The 19,689-nt window shown below is 69.2% G+C and carries 7 protein-coding genes; 6 read left to right on the forward strand and 1 reads right to left on the reverse strand.

What is annotated here, in order from left to right:
- Window positions 1–74: 74 nt before the first annotated feature.
- The 4 genes from ACI78V_RS14690 to ACI78V_RS14705 all read left to right on the forward strand — a co-directional run bounded on the left by ACI78V_RS14690 (window position 75) and on the right by ACI78V_RS14705 (window position 9,306).
- On the forward strand, window positions 75–3,131 hold the full coding sequence (locus ACI78V_RS14690) for a sigma-70 family RNA polymerase sigma factor (protein WP_456851983.1): 3,057 nt from the start codon (window positions 75–77) through the stop codon (window positions 3,129–3,131).
- Between the two features lie 714 nt (window positions 3,132–3,845).
- On the forward strand, window positions 3,846–7,730 hold the full coding sequence (locus tag ACI78V_RS14695; RefSeq protein WP_456851950.1) for a DUF3427 domain-containing protein: 3,885 nt from the start codon (window positions 3,846–3,848) through the stop codon (window positions 7,728–7,730).
- Window positions 7,731–7,841: 111 nt separating this feature from the next.
- A complete protein-coding gene (locus tag ACI78V_RS14700; protein WP_456851952.1) occupies window positions 7,842–8,741 on the forward strand; it encodes an HNH endonuclease in 900 nt (299 codons plus the stop codon).
- Window positions 8,742–8,904: 163 nt separating this feature from the next.
- Entirely contained in the window at window positions 8,905–9,306 is a 402-nt protein-coding gene (locus ACI78V_RS14705) for a very short patch repair endonuclease (protein WP_456851985.1), read from the forward strand.
- Between the two features lie 44 nt (window positions 9,307–9,350).
- On the opposite strand, the gene ACI78V_RS14710 is transcribed toward ACI78V_RS14705, so the two are convergent.
- A complete protein-coding gene (locus tag ACI78V_RS14710; RefSeq protein WP_456851954.1) occupies window positions 9,351–11,951 on the reverse strand; it encodes a GmrSD restriction endonuclease domain-containing protein in 2,601 nt (866 codons plus the stop codon).
- Window positions 11,952–12,128: 177 nt separating this feature from the next.
- Between ACI78V_RS14710 and ACI78V_RS14715 the strand changes: the two genes are divergently transcribed.
- Together ACI78V_RS14715 and ACI78V_RS14720 are read left to right on the forward strand one after the other, a co-directional pair.
- Window positions 12,129–15,005 carry an SNF2-related protein gene (locus tag ACI78V_RS14715; protein ID WP_456851956.1) on the forward strand — a complete coding sequence of 959 codons (2,877 nt, stop codon included), beginning with the start codon at window positions 12,129–12,131 and terminating at the stop codon, window positions 15,003–15,005.
- Window positions 15,005–19,666 (forward strand): class I SAM-dependent DNA methyltransferase, encoded by a 4,662-nt coding sequence (locus tag ACI78V_RS14720; RefSeq protein WP_456851958.1) that lies wholly within the window; start codon window positions 15,005–15,007, stop codon window positions 19,664–19,666. Before ACI78V_RS14715 ends, ACI78V_RS14720 begins: the two co-directional genes overlap by 1 nt.
- Window positions 19,667–19,689: the final 23 nt, after the last annotated feature.

Below are 19,689 nucleotides of genomic sequence, written 5' to 3' on the forward strand. Positions count from 1 at the left end.
CGCACAGGGGATCGATGTCCACGCACACCGACGACGACGGCGTCGTCGACCCATGGGTCGTCCTCCGACGGCTCATGGCCGAGAACCGTGCGCTGCGGGCGGAGCGGGACGAGCTGCGAGCGCGCCTCGACGAGGTCGAACTGCGACTGCTCGAGACGTCGCCCGGCGCGGTCACCGTCCCTGATGTCGGCCCCGCTCCCGCAGCGACTCCCCAGCCCCCGCCGACTCCTGCCCCGTCCCAGCAGCTGGCTCCGCCCCCGACCACCGCTGCTCCACCGAGCCGGACCGCCGTACCGACGCCGCGCCCGCCGGCGCCGCTCGTCCCGTCGAGGTCCACTCGCTCAACGCCGGCCTCTCCGGCCACCCGCCCGCCCCTGGACCTGCCCGACCTCAACCCTCTGCTTCGACCCTGGCAGCGGGACGCGGTGGATGCCTGGCGGCGGGCCGGCCAGCGTGGGGTAGTCGAGGCAGTGACCGGGGCTGGTAAGACGTTCGTCGGCATCAGCGCCGCCCGGGACACGCTCGCGGCCGGCGGCCGGGTGCTCGTCATCGTGCCGACCACCGAGCTGCAGGAGCAGTGGTTCCGGGTGCTGGCGGAGAAGCTGCCGGACGTCGACATCGGCCGGCTCGGCGGCGGCCGGCAGGACGACCTGTCGTCCTGCGACATCCTCGTGGCCATCGTGAACTCCGCGGCCAGTCGCACGCTGCGCCCACGGCCAGGTGACCTCCTCGTCGCCGACGAGTGTCACCGCTACGGCGCGCCCACCTTCGCCCAGGCGCTCGAACCGGGCTTCGAGCAGCGCCTCGGGCTGACCGCGACGTTCGAGCGCGAGGACGACGGCGTCGCGACGTATCTCCGCCCGTACTTCGGCGAGGTCGTCTTCACCCTCTGGTACGACCGCGCACGGGCCGACGGCGTCATCGCCCCCTTCGACATCGCCCTCGGTGCGGTGGAGCTGACGCCCCAAGAGCAGGCGGACTACGACACTGCCGGCGAGCAGATGGCCAGCATCGCGCGGGCCCTCCAGCACCGGCACGGCATCCCCCGTGAGCCGTACGACCGCTTCGTGGCCGAGGTCAACCGGCTGAGCCGCGACCGGGGACACCCTGCCTCGCGTGCCGCGCGGGCCTACCTCGCGCAGCTGAGCGCGCGGCGGTCTCTCCTCGCGGAGTCCCGAGGCAAGCTCGATGCGCTGGCTCTCCTGGAGCCGGCCGTCCGCCGGGCGCACGGTGCCCTCATCTTCACGCAGACCAAGGAGAGCGCGGAGAACGCGGCGGACTTGTTCGAGGACGCCGGTATCCCCGCGTCGGCGCTGTTCTCCGGTCTGGACCGCGAGGAGCGCCGGGATCGGATGGACGCGTTCCGCGAGCGCGCCGCTCGCCTGCTCGCGGCACCGCGGGTGCTGGACGAGGGGGTGGACGTCCCCGAGGCGGACCTCGCCGTGGTCGTGGCGGGGAGCCGCAGTCGGCGCCAGCTCGTGCAGCGACTCGGCCGCGTGCTCCGGCCGAAGCAGGACGGTCGGGCGGCCCGCTTGGTGATGCTGTACGCAAAGGGCACCGTCGAGGACCCGACCCTCTACCGCGACAGCCCGCTCACCGCGGTCCTCCCCCACAGCCGCCGGTCGGCTGACTTCGACCTGCCCGAGGGCCGGGCGGAGCTACTCCGCTTCCTCATCGGAGAAGACGTCGACACGACGTGGCCGGACACCGAGCCGCGCCGCGGCATGGAGCAAACGGAGACCAACCGGCCGTCACCGGAGCCGCGTACCGCCCGTACCGGTCCCCCGCCGCACACGTCCGCCGCATCAGCGCCGCGAGCCCCGGCACGGAAGAAGGCTGCCGCCAAGTCCGGCCACAGGAAGTCGACCATCGGTGGCACCCGTTCTCCCGTCCGACACGGGGAATGGCCGCCCGGCACGGAGGCGAACCGGTTCTTCGACGTGGATTCAGTCAATGAGGAGAGCAGCGCCTTCGAGTGGGACGAGGAGGAGTCCGACGCCCTTCGTCTCGCCCGCAACGAGGCCGAGGCCGTGGTCGCTGCGGACTCCGTTCGCGCATATCTGAAGCAGATCGGCAAGGTCGCGCTCCTCACCGCTGAACAGGAGGTGGACCTCGCCGAGCGCATCGAGGCGGGAGTCTTCGCCGCCGAGCGACTGCGCCAGACGGAAGCGGAAGGCCGTCGGCTGTCCCCGCAACTGCGCCGGGACCTGAGCTGGATCGTCCGCGACGGCGAGCGCGCCAAGGTCCACATGATCGAAGCCAACCTCCGCCTCGTGGTTTCCCTCGCCAAGCGCTACACCGGCAACGGACTGCCATTCCTCGACCTCATCCAAGAGGGCAACCTCGGCCTGATCCGGGCCGTGGAGAAGTTCGACCACACCCAGGGCAACAAGTTCTCGACCTACGCGACGACCTGGGTCAAGCAGTTCATGACCCGGGCGCTGGCCGACCAGTCACGAACGATCCGCATCCCGGTGCACATGGTGGAGCGTCTGAATGGATTCCAGCGGGAGATCCGCGAGGCGGAGCAGAAGGGCCAAACCGTCGACACCCTCGAGGAGATGGCGCGGGTGGCCGGTGAGGCGGTGTCCGACGTCCGCCGGTATCAGGAACTGCTGCGCCAACCGTGGAGCCTCGACCAGCTCCTCGAGGACCCAGACCTGACGTCAACCTTCGACAGCTTGGTCACTGACGACGCCGAGCGGGAGAACGCCGCCGCGATGCACGAGGCCGCTCGCTGGGCGCTGAACTCAGTGGAGCCGCGGGCGCAACAGGTCCTGCGCATGCGCTTCGGCTTCGCGACCGGAGAGCCCATGACCCTCGAGGAGATCGGCACCCACTTGGGCGTCACGCGTGAACGCATTCGCCAGATCGAGGCCAAGGCCCTGGAGCGGCTCGCCGGCAAGGTGACCAGGGACCTGATGTGGCGGACTCCGTCGAACCGAACGCCCCCGCCAAGCCCGACCCCCGCACAGCCCGTGAAACGGGACTTGGCGGCGCGCCGTTCACTCGTCGAAGCGTTCCTCCAGCAGTCAGCTGGAACCGCACCGTCCTACGCGGACCATGTCGCCACAATCTCGCCCGATTCCCAAACAGAGACTGAGTTGGGCGCTTTCAAGGAGCCCCTGTGACGCACGACGAAGTGAACAAGGTCATCGTCCCTCTGTAGAGCAGCGCGGTGGACCGCCTGGAGACAGCCCTCCGGACGTAGATGAGGCCCTCCGGACGGAGATCAGCGGTGTCTATCCGGACGCCCTCACTACTCGCGTCCTGGAACGGCTCGCTGGTGTGCCGTCGATAACCATCGAAGCAGCCGAGTGGACCGGAGACGCCCGCTTGGTGCGCGCGGCGGACATCAATCCCGCATCGGAGATCGGCCGTGCTTTGACCAAAATGGCTAGTGCTACCTCACGGATGCCGACCAGCGAGGGGACCGTGTACCGCATCGTGGTGCCAGCGCATCTGGCCGCTGGCATGTCTCGCGGGCGCCCTCCGTTGTCGAAGCTCCTTGATCGACGTCACGGATCGACTCAGCTCCGTGCAGCTCAAGATGCCGGACGGCATCCTGTCCCGATGGTGGACTGCACCTGACCGCGGGCTCGATCCGTCAGGCTCTTGAGCCGGCGTCGGACAAGCAGCTGGCCGTGGACGTCGTGTACGAGTTGGACGGAAGCATGACGCTGCTCGATCCAGCCTGGGTTCACCAGCGATAGCCCCCTCGCCGGAGTCCGCCGCACCCGTAACGGCTGCCCCACGTGAGGGTGACGGCCGCCTCGAGGTCCCGAGGATCAGCGAGGCGGTGACCTAGCGTCGTGGACCGCAACGCAATCGATCACGGGGGATCCATGTCCACGCAGGATGGCGCTGTCGTCGACCCATGGGTGGTCCTGCGTCGGCTCATGGCGGAGAACCGGGCGCTGCGTGCGGAACGCGACGAGCTCCGGTCGCGCATCGACGAGCTCCAGCTACTGCACCAGCCCACGACTGAGGTCGTGGTGGACGACTTCGGCCCGGACCTCCATCCGCCGGTTTCATGGGAGGACGTCGCACCGGCCAACGAGCCGAGCACCGCCGAGCCGCCTGCCACGGTGGTCGCTCCGGAGCCACCGCGTCCGCCGCGGGCACGGCGGGCCTACCTCGAACTCCCCGACATCGCCTCGCTGCTCCGCCCCTGGCAGACCGAGGCCCTTGCCGCGTGGCGCGCTGCCGACCAGCGCGGCGTGGTTGAAGCGGTGACGGGGGCGGGCAAGACCTTCGTGGGAATCGCGGCCGCCCGGGACACGCTTGCAGCCGGCGGCTGCGTCGTCGTGGTCGTCCCCACGACGGAGCTGCAGGACCAGTGGCACGCCGGCCTCACCGAGCGGCTCCCCGGCGTCCGGATCGGTCGCCTGGGCGGTGGCCGCCAGGACGACCTGGACACCTCTGACGTGCTCGTGGCGATCGTGAACTCGGCCGCGCGGCGGACGTTCCACCCGCGGCCCGGCGACCTCCTCATCGCCGACGAGTGCCACCGCTACGGCGCCCCGGGCTTCGCGCAGGCGTTGGAGGAAGGCTTCGAGCAGCGGCTCGGCTTGACGGCGACCTTCGAGCGCGAGGACACCGGCGTCGACACCTACCTGCGTCCGTACTTCGGCGACGTCGTCTTCACCCTCTGGTACGACCGGGCCCTCGCCGAGGGCATCATCGCGCCGTTCGACATCGCCCTGGTCGCCGTCGATCTCAGCGAGGAGGAGCAGCGCGAGTACGACCAGTGCTCGGAGCGCATGGACGTCGCCGCCCGCACGCTCGAGAACCGGTTCGGGGTCTCCCGGGACTCCTACAGCGAGTTCATGCTGACCCTGAACCGACTGGCCCGCGGCGACCGGCAAGACGGCGCTTCGGCGTACGCGCGCATGTACCTGGGGCCGATGAGCGCTCGGCGGGGGTTGCTGGCCGCATCACAGGCCAAGCTGACAGCCCTGGCACAGCTGGAACCCGCCGTGCGGGGCGCCCAGGGGGCGCTCGTCTTCACCCAGACCAAGGAGAGCGCCGAGAGCGCCGCCGACGTCTTCGAGGACGCCGGCATCCCGGCATCGACCCTCTTCTCCGGCCTCGACCGCGAGGAGCGCCGGGATCGCATGACGGCTTTCCGCGACCGCGTGGCACACCTGCTCGCCGCGCCGCGAGTCCTCGACGAGGGGGTCGACGTCCCCGAGGCCGACCTGGCCGTCATCGTCGCCGCCAACCGCAGCCGCCGGCAGCTGGTCCAGCGGCTCGGCCGGGTGCTGCGCCTCAAGAGCGACGGGCGCGCTGCCCGGCTGGTGGTCCTGTACGCACGGGGCACGTTCGAGGACCCCACGCTGCACGCCGACTACCCGCTCGCGTCGGTGCTCCCCCACAGCCGGCGCTCGGCCGAGTTCGACCTGCCGCGCGACCGCGACGACCTGCTCCGCTTCCTCATCGGCGAGGAATGGCAGCCCGAGGAGCCGGCCGCCACTCCCCCGGTCCGCTCGGCGCCCCCGACCACCGAGGCCCCGGCCCCGGTCGCGGTGACGGAACCCGCGACCTCCCCGACCGTCCGCCCCTTCCCGTACCAGCAGGAGATCCTCGAAGACCTCGCGGCCGAGCGGATCGTCCACGGGCATTGGCGCAACCTCGTCGTGATGGCCACCGGGACCGGCAAGACCGTGGTCTCCGCCCTCGACTACCAGCGGCTCCGGGCGGCGGGGACCGTTGAGAGCCTCCTCTTCGTCGCCCACCGCAAGGAGCTGCTGGCGCAGAGCCGGGACACCTTCCGGCGCGTCCTGGACGACGACGGCCTCGGCGAGCTCCTCGTCGGCGGGGAGCGCCCACGCGCGTGGCAGCACGTGTTCGCCTCCGTGCAGTCGCTCGCCCACCTGGACCTGGCGAACCTGAGCCCGCGCCACTTCGATCTCGTGGTCGTCGATGAGTTCCACCACGCTGAGGCGTCGACGTACCGGCGGTTGCTCGATCACCTCGAGCCCAAGGTCCTGCTCGGCCTGACGGCGACGCCGGAACGAGCCGACGGGGCGGACGTACGAGACCGGTTCGACGGGCGCACGGCGGTTGAGCTGCGGCTGTGGGAGGCCCTCGAGCAGGGACTCCTGGCGCCGTTCGAGTACTACGGCATCCACGACGGCGTGGCCCTGGACCAGCTGCAGTGGAAGCGGGGGCGGGGCTACGACGTCTCTGAGCTGACGGACCTCTACACGCGCTCGCGGGACCGCATCGAGGTGATCCTGGAGGCGGTACGGGACAAGGTCGCTGATCCGCTACGGATGCGCGCCCTGGGGTTCTGCGTGAGCGTTCAGCACGCGCGGTTCATGGCCGAGGCCTTCACCGCCGCCGGCATCCCGAGCCTGGCAGTCACCAGCGAGACGAACGCCGGGGACCGGGCCGCGGCTCTCGCCGGGTTGGCCAACCGAACGGTGAACGTGCTGTTCACAGTCGACTTGTTCAACGAGGGCCTGGACCTCCCGGCCGTCGACACCGTGCTGTTCCTCCGTCCGACGGAGAGCGCGACCGTCTTCCTCCAGCAGCTCGGGCGCGGGCTGCGGCTGTCCGAGGACAAGACGCACCTCACCGTGCTCGACTTCATCGGCGCGCAGCACCGGGACTTCCGCTTCGACAAGCGGTTCCGGGCGTTGACCGGGACGTCGCGGGGCGGGCTCCGGGAGGAGGTCGAGCAGGGCTTCCCCAACCTCCCGGCCGGTTGTCGGATCAAACTGGACCACCTGGCGCGGGACGTCGTCCTCGACAACGTCAAGCGGTCGCTCAGCGTCTCCTGGAACGGCCTGCTGGCCGAGGTCAAGGGGCAGGACAGCCCGAGTCTGCCGACGTTCCTGGAGGACAACGGCGTCGAGTTGGAGGATCTGTACCGCGGCCCCAAGCACAGCTGGTTGGACCTGCGGCGGTCGGTCGGCTGGGACGTCACGGTGCCCGGGCCGGACGACAGGGCCCTCGGTGGGGCCTTCGGCCGGTTGTTGCACATCGACGACGTCGAGCGGCTCGAGTTCATCCAGTCGTTCGCCAGCGTGGCCACCCGGCGCGGCGAACTCGACGTCAGTGAGCGGGTTCAGCGACTCGCCGCGATGCTGCACTTCTCGCTGTGGGGGTGGCGGGTGCCGTTCACGAGCATGGAGGACTCGCTGGAATTGCTGCTGGCCAACCCCGGCAGGGCAGAAGAGTTGATCGAGCTCAGCTCGGTGCTCCGCCAGCGCGTCCACCACGCAACGCCCACCCTGGACCCGTCCGAGCCCTGTCCGCTGCACCTGCACGCGCACTACAGCCGCGACGAGGCGTTTGCGGCGTTTGGCATGCGCAACCTCGCCGGGACCTTCGGACAGGGCGTGCGCTGGGTCCCCGGCGATCAAGCCGACGTCTTCTTCGTGACCCTGCACAAGACGGAGGAGCAGTTCTCGGCCACGACGATGTACGCCGACCGGCCGTTGTCGCCGACGCTGTTCCAGTGGGAGTCGCAGAGCACGACGGCGGAGTCCTCGCCGACCGGCCAGCGGTACGTCAACCACCGGAAGGAGGGCTCCACGGTGCACCTCTTCCTCCGGGAGACGAAGACGACGGACACCGGTGGCACGCCGCCGTTCCTGTACGCCGGACCGATGACCTACGAATCGCACACCGGTGAGCGGCCCATGCGCATCCTCTGGCGGATGGAGCACGAGCTTCCTGCGACCGTGCTCGAGTTCGCGGCGCCGGGCAACGAGGTGTAGGCGCCCTCGGGTCTCCGTCGGCTGAACAGACGGCTAACCTCCCGTCCAAGACGTGCGGTCACGGCGATCCTTCACGGCCGCTCCCGGAACGAAGATGGCGAGGGGCGCGCCGTGCTGGACGAGCAGGTGCGGACCGCGATGTTCGCCCACCTGGAGCGACTCACGGCGCTGCACCCGGAGGGTGTGACATCCGCGGAGATCAACCAGTTCAGCGTGGGCGGCCAACCGTTGAAGCTCGTCGTCCAGCCGGGCATCTGGAAGCCCGCGGTCCTGGAGGCCGCGCTGACGATCCGCACGACCTACACCGCCCCGAACCAGCTCCCCCCATACGAGGACGCCATCGCCCCCGGCGGTCTGGTCAAGTACGCCTACCGCGGCACGGACCCGACCCACTCGGACAACCGAGCTCTCCGCACGGCGATGCAGCAGCAGCGACCGCTCGCCTACTTCATCGGCGTGGCGAAGGGCGTCTACCAGGCCCAGTTCCCGGTGTACGTGGTGGCAGAGCACGCCGAGGAACACGCCTTCCTCATTGCGGTTGACCAGGCCCAGCGTCTGGTTGACCCGGATTCGGTGGAGTCACTGCCGGCAGACCGACGCTCATACTTGGAGCGGTTAGTGCGGGCTCGCCTGCACCAACCGGTGTTCCGCGCTCGGGTCCTGCAGGCCTACGAGAAGCGGTGCGCCGTGTGCCGGCTGCAGCACACCGACCTGCTCGATGCCGCGCACATCATCCGGGACTCCGATGAGGGCGGGCTGCCCGTGGTGCCCAACGGGCTGAGTCTCTGCAAGATCCACCACGCTGCGTACGACCGGGACATCATCGGCGTGCGGCCTGACTTCGTCGTCCAAGTGCGCCGGGACGTTCTCATCGAGATTGACGGGCCGATGCTGAAGCACGGCATTCAGGCGATGCACGGCGTCCAGCTGACCGTGCCGCACCACCGCGATTCCCGCCCGGATCCCGAGCGCCTTGAGCAGAGATACGAGGAATTCCTCGCCGCCAGCTGAAGAGCCGCGCGCAGGGCCATGCCATGGGCCGCCGAAGTGTCAGCCGTCGCTGGTAGCGCTGGCCTGTGAAATCCACACGTCCGCGCAGGTCCGTATGAGCGAGGTGACCCGCCTCGATCCCGGACCGCATCCCGGCGCCTCGAGCGTCGACGTCTCCCGCCGCATGAGCAGGCTGCGAAGGCGTGACAACGGCCCTGAGATGGCTGTGCGACGGCTCCTGTACGGGCGTGGGCTGCGGTATCGCGTCTGCTTCCGCGTTCCCGGTCAGCGGCGGAGGACCATCGACATCGCCTTCCTCGGCGCCCGGCTCGCGGTGTACATCGACGGGTGCTTCTGGCACGGCTGTCCGGAGCACAACCACATGCCCAAGGCCAACGCCGAGTGGTGGGCCGCGAAGATCGCCATGAACAAGGCGCGCGATGCGGCGGTGAATGCGCAGCTGGAGTCACTGGGATGGACCGTGCTCCGGTTCTGGGAGCACGAAGCCCCCGAACACGTGGTCTCCGCGGTCCTCGCCCACCTGAAGGGCCGGAGCCGAAAGCACAGCGGGCGACTACTCGAGTGACGACGGGGGCTCGCCGCCGCCGCCACCGCGGACAGACAGGCAGCTCACAGCGTCGGAGGAGAAGTCCTTTCGTCGCTGTCGGAGCGGCCCCGTGCATCCAGCTCGTCGTCCATCGCCTGACGGAAGGTCTCCGCGAACCAGTCCAGCGCCGCGGCCACGACGTTCCGACGAGCGTCATCAGCGAGCAAGGCGAGAGGAAAGGAAGGCCGGAGGTTCAGCTTCGTGTCCGGTATGTCGATGCCCGCCGGCGTGAGCCGGTCCCGGAAGGCACGGCGCAACGATGGGTCGTCGAAGACCGGGCGCCGGCGCATGTGCTGGAACACGACCTCGACGGTGCCCGACCGCGGATAGACGGTGATCGGCCACGTGTCCTGCTGGTCCCATCGGCGGGGCTCTATGACCAAGAAGCACGAGGTCTCGTCCGCCCGGCCGAACGACAGGCCACCGCCGATCGCCTGCCAGCGGGTCAGCACGTCGACGACCCCCTGGGCCATCTCCGGGTGGGCCTCCTGGAGCTGGTCGAGGAAGCGCACCCCGGCCTCGCTGCCCAGGGGATCGTCCGTGGCGGCAGAGCCTGGGCCTTCCCCGGTGTCCATGCCGAGGAGATCGGCCAGCTCTCGCACGGTCAGCCTCTGCGCGGGATCAGCACGCCCGCCGGTGAAAGCCACCCCTTCGGCCGACAGCACGTCGATCGGGTCGTCGGTGCGCTCGGGGTCGGCCCAACGAAACTGCGGCGAGATCTTGCCCTCCGAGCTCAGGACCCGCCACGCGTTCGGTACGGGCTGGGTGGCGAGGTGGGCTCCGACGGGAACGGGATGGCTGCCGATGAGCTCTGCCATGTCGCCGTACGTCGTCCAGGAGCCGAGCGGGATGGCGGCGCATGCTCGTCGGAGCAGAGACCAGTCCCGCCCCTCACCGGCCTCGTCGGCCCCGCGCTCCACCGGGCCGGGCCAGATGGAGACCATCCGGTCGGCCAACCGGTCCGCCCGCTCCAGCACCTGGACCTTCCCCCACCGGGGCGCATCGGCGATCTCCCGGTTCATCTTCAGGGCACTTGCCTGGTAGATGTCCTGCTTCCGCTGGAAAGGGCTGTTGGACAGCCGCGCGTTCTCGGCCGAGAGCGTCAGGTTGCCGAGTGTCTGCACGAGCAGCTCGTGCAGCTCCTCGGGCCCGGACTCGTCGACCACCTCCGTCTGGAGCACCGCCAGCCACTCCTCGGTCGGCGTCTGCGGTAGGACGTGCTCGATGGTGAGCTGGGCCTTCGCGAAGTCCACGGGCTCGGCCGCCCCATAGCTCTCCTCCAGCCGGCGCAGGACGAACATGCGCTGCGGCCAGCGACCGATCCAGTAGAAGGGCCGGCTGCGGACGCTGCGCCGGAGGTCGGCGTCACTCGGCCAGTGCCGGCGCCGGCCAGACAAGTACGCCCGGACCTCGGCCGCCACGGGAACGCGCTCCCCGATCGCCGGCGGTGATGCACTGAAGACCCGGTTCAGGTTGTTGGTGGGCACCTGGCAGACCATGCGGCGAACGAGGAAGCTCTCCACGTAGGTCAAGGCCTCGGCGACGTCCGCCTTGTCGGTGAGTCCTCGGTCCTCCAGGTCCAGCAAGTGCATCACCAGCGGGTACGAGGTCTGGGCTCCCCAGTCGCGGAGCCGCTGCAGGCGCTCGCGGAGCACGGGATCGGGCTCGCGAGCCGGGCGCAGGATCCGCTCGAGGTGCTGCGAGCGCCGGGCCAGCTCTTCGATCTCTCGCGCGATGCCCGCTTCGTCGTCGGCGGGGATCTTCTCCAGGCGCTCCTGCTGACCGCGGTAGATCTCGGACTGCTTGACCCGCTCGTCGCCGCGGATGACGAGGTCCAGCCAGACGAGGAGCTCGAGTTCGCCGGTGTTCAGCCGGTCCTGCATCGGCAGCCAGACGTCCCGGTAGACGTCTTCGCCGCGAGTGGGCAGCCGCATGAACAGGTAGTTCCGCAGCAGGTCGGCCTGGCTGAGCTTCAGGCCGGTGTTGTTCAGCGACTCGAAAATCCGGTAGACGTTGTCGCCGCGGTCGGCAGTGATCTCCACGATGGACAGGCCGGCCCGGATCACCTGCTCAATGCGGGCGATGTCGTCGGGGTCATCCGGGTCGTCGGCCGCGGCAAGAGCGGTCCGGAAGAACTGGTAGGCGTCCAAGACCGCCCCGGGCTTGACAGACCCCGGCGCGTGGTTCAGCACGAGCGCCCGGTAGGCGTCGCGATCCGCCTGCGTCGGTAGCAGCCGGAGGTGGTCATCCCCCTGCCGGAACTCGTTCACGAGGTACTGACGGTGGATGCGGTCCGCGGTGGCCGCGTCATCCGCGCGGGCGTGGTCACGGACGGCTGTCAACGCCAGCATCAACGTGGTGAGGCGCTGCTGACCGTCGACGACCAGCCAGCGCTGGACCCCGCCGGCCTGGAGCGCGGGGCTGGGGGCCAGGACGATGGACCCGATGAAGTGGCCGGGGCGCTCACCCGCTGACGCCAGCACCTCGGCCTGCTCGCGCAGGTCCCGCCACAGCTGGGGTAGCTGCTCGCTGTCCTTCCAGCTGTACGTCCGCTGGTACAGAGGCACCTGGAACTGCTTCTCGCCCTGGACGAGGTCGAGAAAGCTCACCTCGTGCGCGCGCATACGGTCCCCCGATCCGCCCGGGACCGCACGCGGCCCCGCCGTCAACCCGATGCCCGACCGTAGAACACGCTCTGCCGTTGCCCGAGATCCGGCGGACCACCGGGACCGCTGGTTCTGCTGTGACGGCCAACCCGATGGGTGGGAGACGAACGGAACCACGCCGGTCATGATGAACGTATGGCAACGGGGGAAGCACTGTCCGTCGCGCCCGGTTCGCTCGTGGTCGTGCGCGACGAGGAGTGGCTCGTCACTGGCGCGGAGAACACCGACGGCGTCTGGCGCCTCGAGGTCCGTGGCCTGACGGAACTGGTCCGCGGCCAGAGCGCCGTCTTCTTCAGCGACCTCGACTGCATCGACGAGCTCGACCCGCGCAACGCCAAGCTGGTCGCCGACACCTCACCGCGCTACCGCCGCGCCCGGCTGTGGCTGGAGGCGACCCTCCGCAAGACGCCGGTCCCCCACGGCGACCCGCGGCTCGCGGTGTCCCATCGCATGCTCTCCGACCCGCTGATCTACCAGCGCCAGGCCGTCGCGCACGCTCTCGCCGAGACCAACCTCCGCCCTCGGCTGCTCATCGCCGACGCGGTCGGCCTCGGCAAGACGCTCGAGATCGGCATGATCCTCTCCGAGCTGGCCCGTCGCGGCCGGGCCGAGCGGATCCTCGTCGTCACCCCGAGGCACGTGCTCGACCAGATGCAGCACGAGCTGTGGACCCGGTTCGCCCTCCCCCTCGTCCGCCTCGACAGCGAGGGGATCCAGCGGATCCGCCAGACCCTGCCGGCCTCCCGCAACCCGTTCACCTACTTCAACCGGGTCATCGTCTCGATCGACACGCTCAAGGGTGCCCAGTACCGGGCCTACCTGGAGAAGCAGCGGTGGGACGCCGTCGTCATCGACGAGTCGCACAACATCACCAACACCGCGACGCTCAACAACGAGCTGGCATCGGTCCTCGCCCCGAACACCGAGGCCCTCATCCTCGCCTCGGCGACGCCGCACAACGGCAAGAAGGAGTCCTTCGCCGAGCTCCTGCGGCTGCTCGACCCAACCGCGGTCACGCCGGAGGGCGAGTTCAGCGACGAGGACGTCCGCCGGCTGCTCCTCCGCCGCCACCGGCACTCCCCCGCTGTCGCTGCGCAGGTCGGCGCCGACTGGGCCGAGCGGCTGCAGCCCGAGGTCATCGCCGTGCAAGCCACGCCCGAGGAGGACGCCCTCGCCGCCGAGATCGCCGACACCTGGCTCTACCCGGAGAACGGCCGCTCCCCCTACTCCGGCGAGCGCAGCGCCCTGTTCCCCTGGACCCTGGCCAAGGCATTCCTCTCCTCGCCCGCTGCACTGCAGGAGTCCGTCCGCAACCGCCGTAAGCGCCTGGACATCGACACGGACGCCGGCGCCCGCGAGGCGGAGGCCCTCGACCAGCTCGACGCCCTCGCCGACAAGGTCTACGGCAACTCCGCCAAGCTGACGAAGCTCGTCGAGCACCTCAAGGGAATCGGGATCGGCAAGACGTCGACCACCCGCGTGGTCCTCTTCGCCGAGCGGGTCGCCACCCTCGACTGGCTCAACGACACCCTTCCCGGCGCCCTCGGCATGAAGTCCGAGCAGTTCGCCGTCCTCCACGGCGGGCTCCCGGATGTCGTGCAGCAGCGCATCGTCGAGGACTTCAAGCTCGCCCACTCCTCCGTGCGGGTCCTCATCACCGGCGACGTCGCCAGCGAGGGCGTCAACCTGCACGCCCAGTGCCACGACCTCGTGCACGTCGACCTGCCGTGGAGCCTCATCAGAATCGAGCAGCGCAACGGCCGCATCGACCGCTACGGCCAGCAGCACCCGCCGCGGATCGCAGCCCTCGCGCTCATGCCCAGCCACGACCGTTTCTCCGGCGACGTCCGGGTGTTGCACCGCCTGCTGGCCAAGGAGCACGAGGCCCACACCACCCTCGGCGACGCCGGCGCGCTGATGAGCAAGCACTCGGCCAAGCTCGAAGAGGACGAGATCCGGGACATGCTCGCCAAGGGCACCGCTGACCTGGACGACGTCGTTCCCTCCCCCCAGGAGGTCCTCGAGTCCGACGACCCGCTGGCCGCGCTGGACAAGCTGTTCGGGACGGCAGACCAGTACGTCCCCGACTCGCCGCCGGTGGACGACGGCCATGCACTGTTCCCCACCGACCTCGACTTCCTGAGCACCGCCCTCGCCGAGATCTACGACGACCCGGCGCACGACCCGGACGCCCGCTTCCAGCCGGGGGTCGGATGGCGGACCTATCCGCAGCAGGGGCTCGTCGAGCTCGCACCCCCGGCCGACCTCCGCGCCCGGCTGGACGCCCTCCCCCAGGGCTACCTGCGCGACCACAAGGTCAAGCAGCGGCTGATCCTCGCCACCACGCCGGAGGTCGGCACCGCTCACCTGCGGGCGGCACGCGGCAAGGGGAGCACGACCATCTGGCCGGCAGCGCACTACCTGTCCCCGCTGCACCCGGTTCTCGACTGGGTGGCCGACAAGGTGCTGTCCGACCTGGGCCGCAACGAGGTGTTCACCGCCTACGGCGACGTCCACGCCCCCACCGTCGTCCTGCTGGCCACGCTGATGAACCGTCGCGGCCAGGTGGTCTCCCGCCAGTTCGTGACCGTGGCCTTCCCGAACAGTGATCCGGCCCTGGGCTACGCGCAGGTCGAGTCCGACCTCGGGTTCCTCGACGCCACCGGCCTGCGCGCCGGCGGCACGAACCCCGGCGGCGTCCCGATCACCCCGCAGCTGCAGGCCCTGATCCCTCCCGCAGTGGACAAGGCGGAAGGCCCTCTCAGTCTCACCGAGCAGCAGCAGCGGGCCGAGCTGGAGCAGCGCCTGGCGGCCTTCCGCGACCGCTCGCACGGCTGGCAGCAACTTGCTCTCGACCTCGGTCTGAGCGGCGCTGCCCGCAGCAAGCTCACCCAGCACGAGAAGCGGATCGTCGCCGAGCGCGAGATCGCCGAGTCCCTCGCCGCGAGCCAGCAGCTGGTCCGTCCCCTGCTGCTCGTGGTCCCTGCAACGGCGCCGGTGGAGGTGGCCTGATGCCGTCGTTCGACTCGATCGTCGTCAGCGAGGAGTGGATCTCCGAGCACTACCTGACGACCGACGCCAGGAGCGGATCCTTCCTCGGCCAGGTCAACGCCCTGCGCACTGCCTGGGACGAGGAGGAAGAGGCGGGCCGCGCGTCGAGCCGCTCCCGGCTGCAGAAGGCCGCGACCACCATCGCCCGAGCCACCAGCACGCTGACCGCTGACGATACGGATGCAGCCGGCGAGCTGCATGCGGTCGTCCGGGAGGCGCTGGGGTACGCCGGGAAGCCAGAGGAGTGGACGACGACCCGGGGCGCAGCCGAGGTGACCGTGCCAGGCGCGGTAGTGCTCCGCGGCTCGGCCGGTGTGAGCCTGGTGATCCTCGAGGCGCGGCCGGCACAGAGCGTCGAGGACGTCCTCGACGCCACGGGAGCCGGCCGGCTGCTCGCGGCCGCCACTCTCGACGGTGCGCCAGTCGCAGCCACCAGCAAGGTCGTCTCCGAGCTGTTCCACTCCGACGACGCGCCGCCGTTCATCCTGGTCCTGGCCGGCCGCTGGGCGCTTCTGGCCGAGCGCACCCGCTGGCCGGAGGGCCGCTGGCTCGCCGTCGACCTCGGGTTGGTCGCCGAGCGGCGCGACACCAGGCGCGCCCGCGAGCTGGACCATGCGGTCGCCCTGCTCGGGCGGGACACGGTCCTCCCCCGCCCTGACGGCTCGACCCTGTGGGCCGACATCCTCGCCGAGTCGGTGCAGCACACCGTCGGTGTCTCGAAGGACCTGCGCGAGGGCATCCGCCTGTCGGTCGAGATCATCGCCAACGAGGTCGTCCGGCGCCGACGAGCCGAGGGCCTGCCGATCGAGGGCGAGCCCGCGCTGGCCCGGGACCTCACCCGCCAGTCGCTGCGCTTCCTCTACCGGATCCTGTTCGTCCTCTACGCGGAGACGTCGACCGAGCTCGGCGTCCTGCCGGTGACCGATCCGCAGTACCGCGCCGGCTACGGGATCGACCGGCTGCGCGACCTGACCCTCACCCAGCTCACTACCGACCGCGCCAAGCACGGCACCCACCTCTACGAGTCGCTCGCGCTCCTCTTCCGGCTGATCGACAGGGGCCACGAGGTTGCTGCTGATGCCAGCGGCCGTGGGCTCGCGTTCCGATCGCTGCGCGCCGACCTCTTTGGCCAGCGGGCCACCGCGCTCATCGACGAGGTGAAGCTCGGCAACGACGCCGTCCAGCACGTGCTCTCGCACCTGCTGCTGAGCAAGGCGAAGAAGGGCGGTGACCGCGGCTTCATCTCGTACGCGGAGCTCGGGATCAACCAGCTCGGGGCGGTTTACGAGGGCCTGATGAGCTACACCGGGTTCTTCGCCGAGGAGGACCTCTACGAGGTCGCTCCGAACGGCAACCCGGAGAAGGGCACCTGGGTCCTGCCGGTCACGCGAGCGGACGACGTCGACCCCGAGCACCTCGTGCGGACGCCGGATCCCATCACCGGCGAGCCGAAGCCGGTCCTGCACCGTCGGGGCACCTTCGTCTACCGGCTCGCGGGCCGGGAACGGCAGCAGTCGGCGTCGTACTACACCCCCGAAGTGCTGACCCGGTCGGTGGTGCACCACAGCCTCGAGGAACTGCTCGACCAGAACGACACCAAGACGCCGGCGGCGGACGTGCTGCGGCTGACCATCTGCGAGCCTGCCCTCGGTTCGGGTGCGTTCGCCATCGAGGCGGTCCGCCAGCTGGCCGACCGCTACCTCAAGCGGCGCCAGGAGGAGGTCGGCGAGCAGATCCCGGCCGACCGCTACCCGACCGAGATGCAGAAGGTGAAGGCCTATCTGGCGCTGCACCAGGTCTACGGCGTCGACCTCAACGAGACGGCGGTTGAGCTGGCCGAGGTCTCGCTGTGGCTCGACACCATGGACCCGTCGCTGCAGGCGCCCTGGTTCGGCCTGCACCTGCGGCGCGGCAACTCGCTGATCGGCGCCCGGCGGGCCTTCTACTCGCCGAACCGTGACCTGCCCAAGAAGGCGTGGCTGGCCACGGTGCCCGAGGCCGTGCCGCTGTGCACGCTGGTGGACGGCTCGGTCGACGTCTCCGGCCGGATCCACCACTTCCTGCTCCCTGCCCAGGGGTGGGGCACCGGTGCGGACACGGCCGAGGCCAAGCAGTACGCCCCGGAGGCCCGTGAGCGGCTGCGAGAGTGGCAGAAGGACGTGCGGACGCCGCCGTCGAAGCCGGACCAGGCACGGCTCGTGTCGCTGGCCCGCCGGGTGGAGAAGCTCTGGCAGCTGACTCTCCGCCGGCTCACCATCGCTGAGTCGGAGATCCGCCGGCACATCGAGGTCTGGGGTGCCAAGGACCTCCCCGAGGCCACCGGCGCGGTGTCCCGGGAGCAGATCGAGGCAGTGCTCAACGACCCCGAAGGTGCGTATCGCCGGCTCCGCCGCGTCATGGACGCCTGGTGCGCACTGTGGTTCTGGCCGCTCACCGATCGACGCACTCTTGACGGTCAGCGCATCCAGCCGCCGAGCTGGCAGGACTGGCTCGGCGCCCTGGAGTCGATCCTCGGCCTAGAGGGCAAGGCCCCGACCGGTAAGAGGTTCACCGTCGGCCAGATCGAGATCAGCGACGAGACGAGCTGGGATGAACTGGACCAGGCCGAGGAGCTGGAAATCGGCTTCGCGGGCGCCCGGTCCAGCGACTGGGCGACGGAGCGCTACCCGTGGCTGCAGGTCGCAGACGAACTCGCAGCACAACAGGGCTTCTTCCACTGGGAACTCGACTTCGCGCCGGTGTTCGCGTCCGGCGGCTTCGATCTCCAGGTCGGGAACCCTCCGTGGGTGCGTCCCCGGTGGGACGAAGCAGCCGCTCTCGCAGATAACGACCCGTGGTGGCAGGTAGGTGCCAAGCCAAGCGAGAGCGCGAAGGCCACTCGGCGTGCGAGATCCCTCTCAGCGAAGGGCGCACTCAACCGATTCTTGGATGAGCGCGCCACTCTGGCCGGAATCAACGAGCACCTGGGAAGCGATGTTGACCGTCCGGTGCTCACCGGCCTACAACCAGATCTTTACCGCTGCTTCATGGAGCGCACGTGGCGTTCCATGTCCCCCACCGGGATCGTCGGCTTGATCCATCCGGAATCCCACTTCACCGAGTCGGCGGCCGGCCTTCTGCGCCGCGAGACGTACCATCGACTCCGTCGACATTGGCAATTCCGGAACGAGATGAAGCTCTTTGCCGAGATCAATGACACGCGGCAGTACGGGTTGCACATCTATGGCGCAAAGCAGGCGGCGGTAACTTTCAAGCAAGCCACCTGGCTTTACCACCCCGACACCATTGATCGGTCAATGAAGCACAAGGGCGGGGGTGAAGAGCCAGGAATTAAGTCCGCCGATGGCCATTGGGACACATCTCCCCATCTCGGTCGGATCCAGACTGTCACGATTGAAGTCTTGAGGAGCTGGGCACGCCTCCTAGAGGAGGCGAGCGTCCCCGCCACCGAGACGCGGATGCTGTACCCCGTTAACCGCTCAAGCGCCGCCGCACTAGACCGATTGGCTGCATCTACTCGACTGGGCGCAGTCGAAGTGCAGTGGACTCGCGGCTGGGAAGAAGACCAAGACCGCAAGCGTGGCTTCTTCGTCGCTCGCTCCGCTACTCCGCCGAACTGGAGCGACGTAGTCCTTCAGGGGCCACACCTCAGCGTGGCGACACCTCTCTTCAAGCAGCCCAACCCCACGGCCAAGCACCAACAGGACTACACCGCGATCAACCTTGAAGAAATCTCCGTGGATTTCATTCCTCGAACCAACTATCAGCGGGCCGTTTCTTCTGAGGATTTTCACGCCAACTATCCGCGATGGAGTGGCGTGTCCAGCAGTGAGCAGTTCCGACTTGCATGGCGTCGACGTGTGGACCCAGCCACTGTGCGGAGCCTGCATGCGGCTCTAATTCCACCGGGACCCACGCATGTGCACCAAATGCAGAGCCTCACCCTGCCCTCCCATGTGGATCTAGTTGTAGCAGCAGGCTTCTGGGCCTCCATCATCCTCGATTTTCAGATCAAGGTTGCCGGTGTTGCGGATGCAACTATCGGCGTCATTTCCCACTTGCCGCATATCCAGGGACACCCACTGGAGCACGAGTTGATGCTGAGAACCCTCCGCCTCAACGCACTCACCAAGGAGTACGCCCCTCTTTGGGAGGAGCTCTACTCACCAATCTGGCGCAACGATCGCTGGTGCGCGGGCGTTGGCGCGGCTGGTGCCGACTATGTTGCCATAGGAGATGTCGGTCACGACTGGTCATGGGACACTGCGCTTCGCCGCGACTCTGATCGACGACGCGCTCTCGTCGAGATCGACTCGATCGTCGCGGTGATGCTCGGCATCACTGCCGATGAGCTGGCGACGATCTACCGCACACAATTCCCGGTCCTTCAAAGTTATGAGCGGGAAGCGCTGTTTGACAACAACGGTCGGCAGGTTCCCCGCGAGGTCGTCAAGGCGTACCGGGCTAGCTCCGGCACCTTGCCCGAGGCGGCTCGGATGCTCGACGGCAAGGTGTACGGCCTTCCCTTCACGGCAGTTGACCGCGAAACAGACCTCCGCGCTGCTCACGCGCACTTTGCGGCCATCGCGGCTGACGCAATGTCCGAGGACGGTCGTCGGTGACCTTCCTCGAAAGGACGACAGAG

Source organism: Geodermatophilus sp. SYSU D00742, from assembly GCF_054049935.1.

Bases quoted from the DNA above. Each gene is read 5' to 3' on its own strand.
- ACI78V_RS14720 (WP_456851958.1), top strand. From the start codon at position 15,005: ATGCCGTCGTTCGACTCGATCGTCGTCAGCGAGGAGTGGATCTCCGAG.
- ACI78V_RS14690 (WP_456851983.1), top strand. From the start codon at position 75: ATGGCCGAGAACCGTGCGCTGCGGGCGGAGCGGGACGAGCTGCGAGCG.
- ACI78V_RS14705 (WP_456851985.1), top strand. From the start codon at position 8,905: ATGAGCAGGCTGCGAAGGCGTGACAACGGCCCTGAGATGGCTGTGCGA.
- ACI78V_RS14715 (WP_456851956.1), top strand. From the start codon at position 12,129: ATGGCAACGGGGGAAGCACTGTCCGTCGCGCCCGGTTCGCTCGTGGTC.
- ACI78V_RS14695 (WP_456851950.1), top strand. From the start codon at position 3,846: ATGTCCACGCAGGATGGCGCTGTCGTCGACCCATGGGTGGTCCTGCGT.
- ACI78V_RS14710 (WP_456851954.1), bottom strand. From the start codon at position 11,951: ATGCGCGCGCACGAGGTGAGCTTTCTCGACCTCGTCCAGGGCGAGAAG.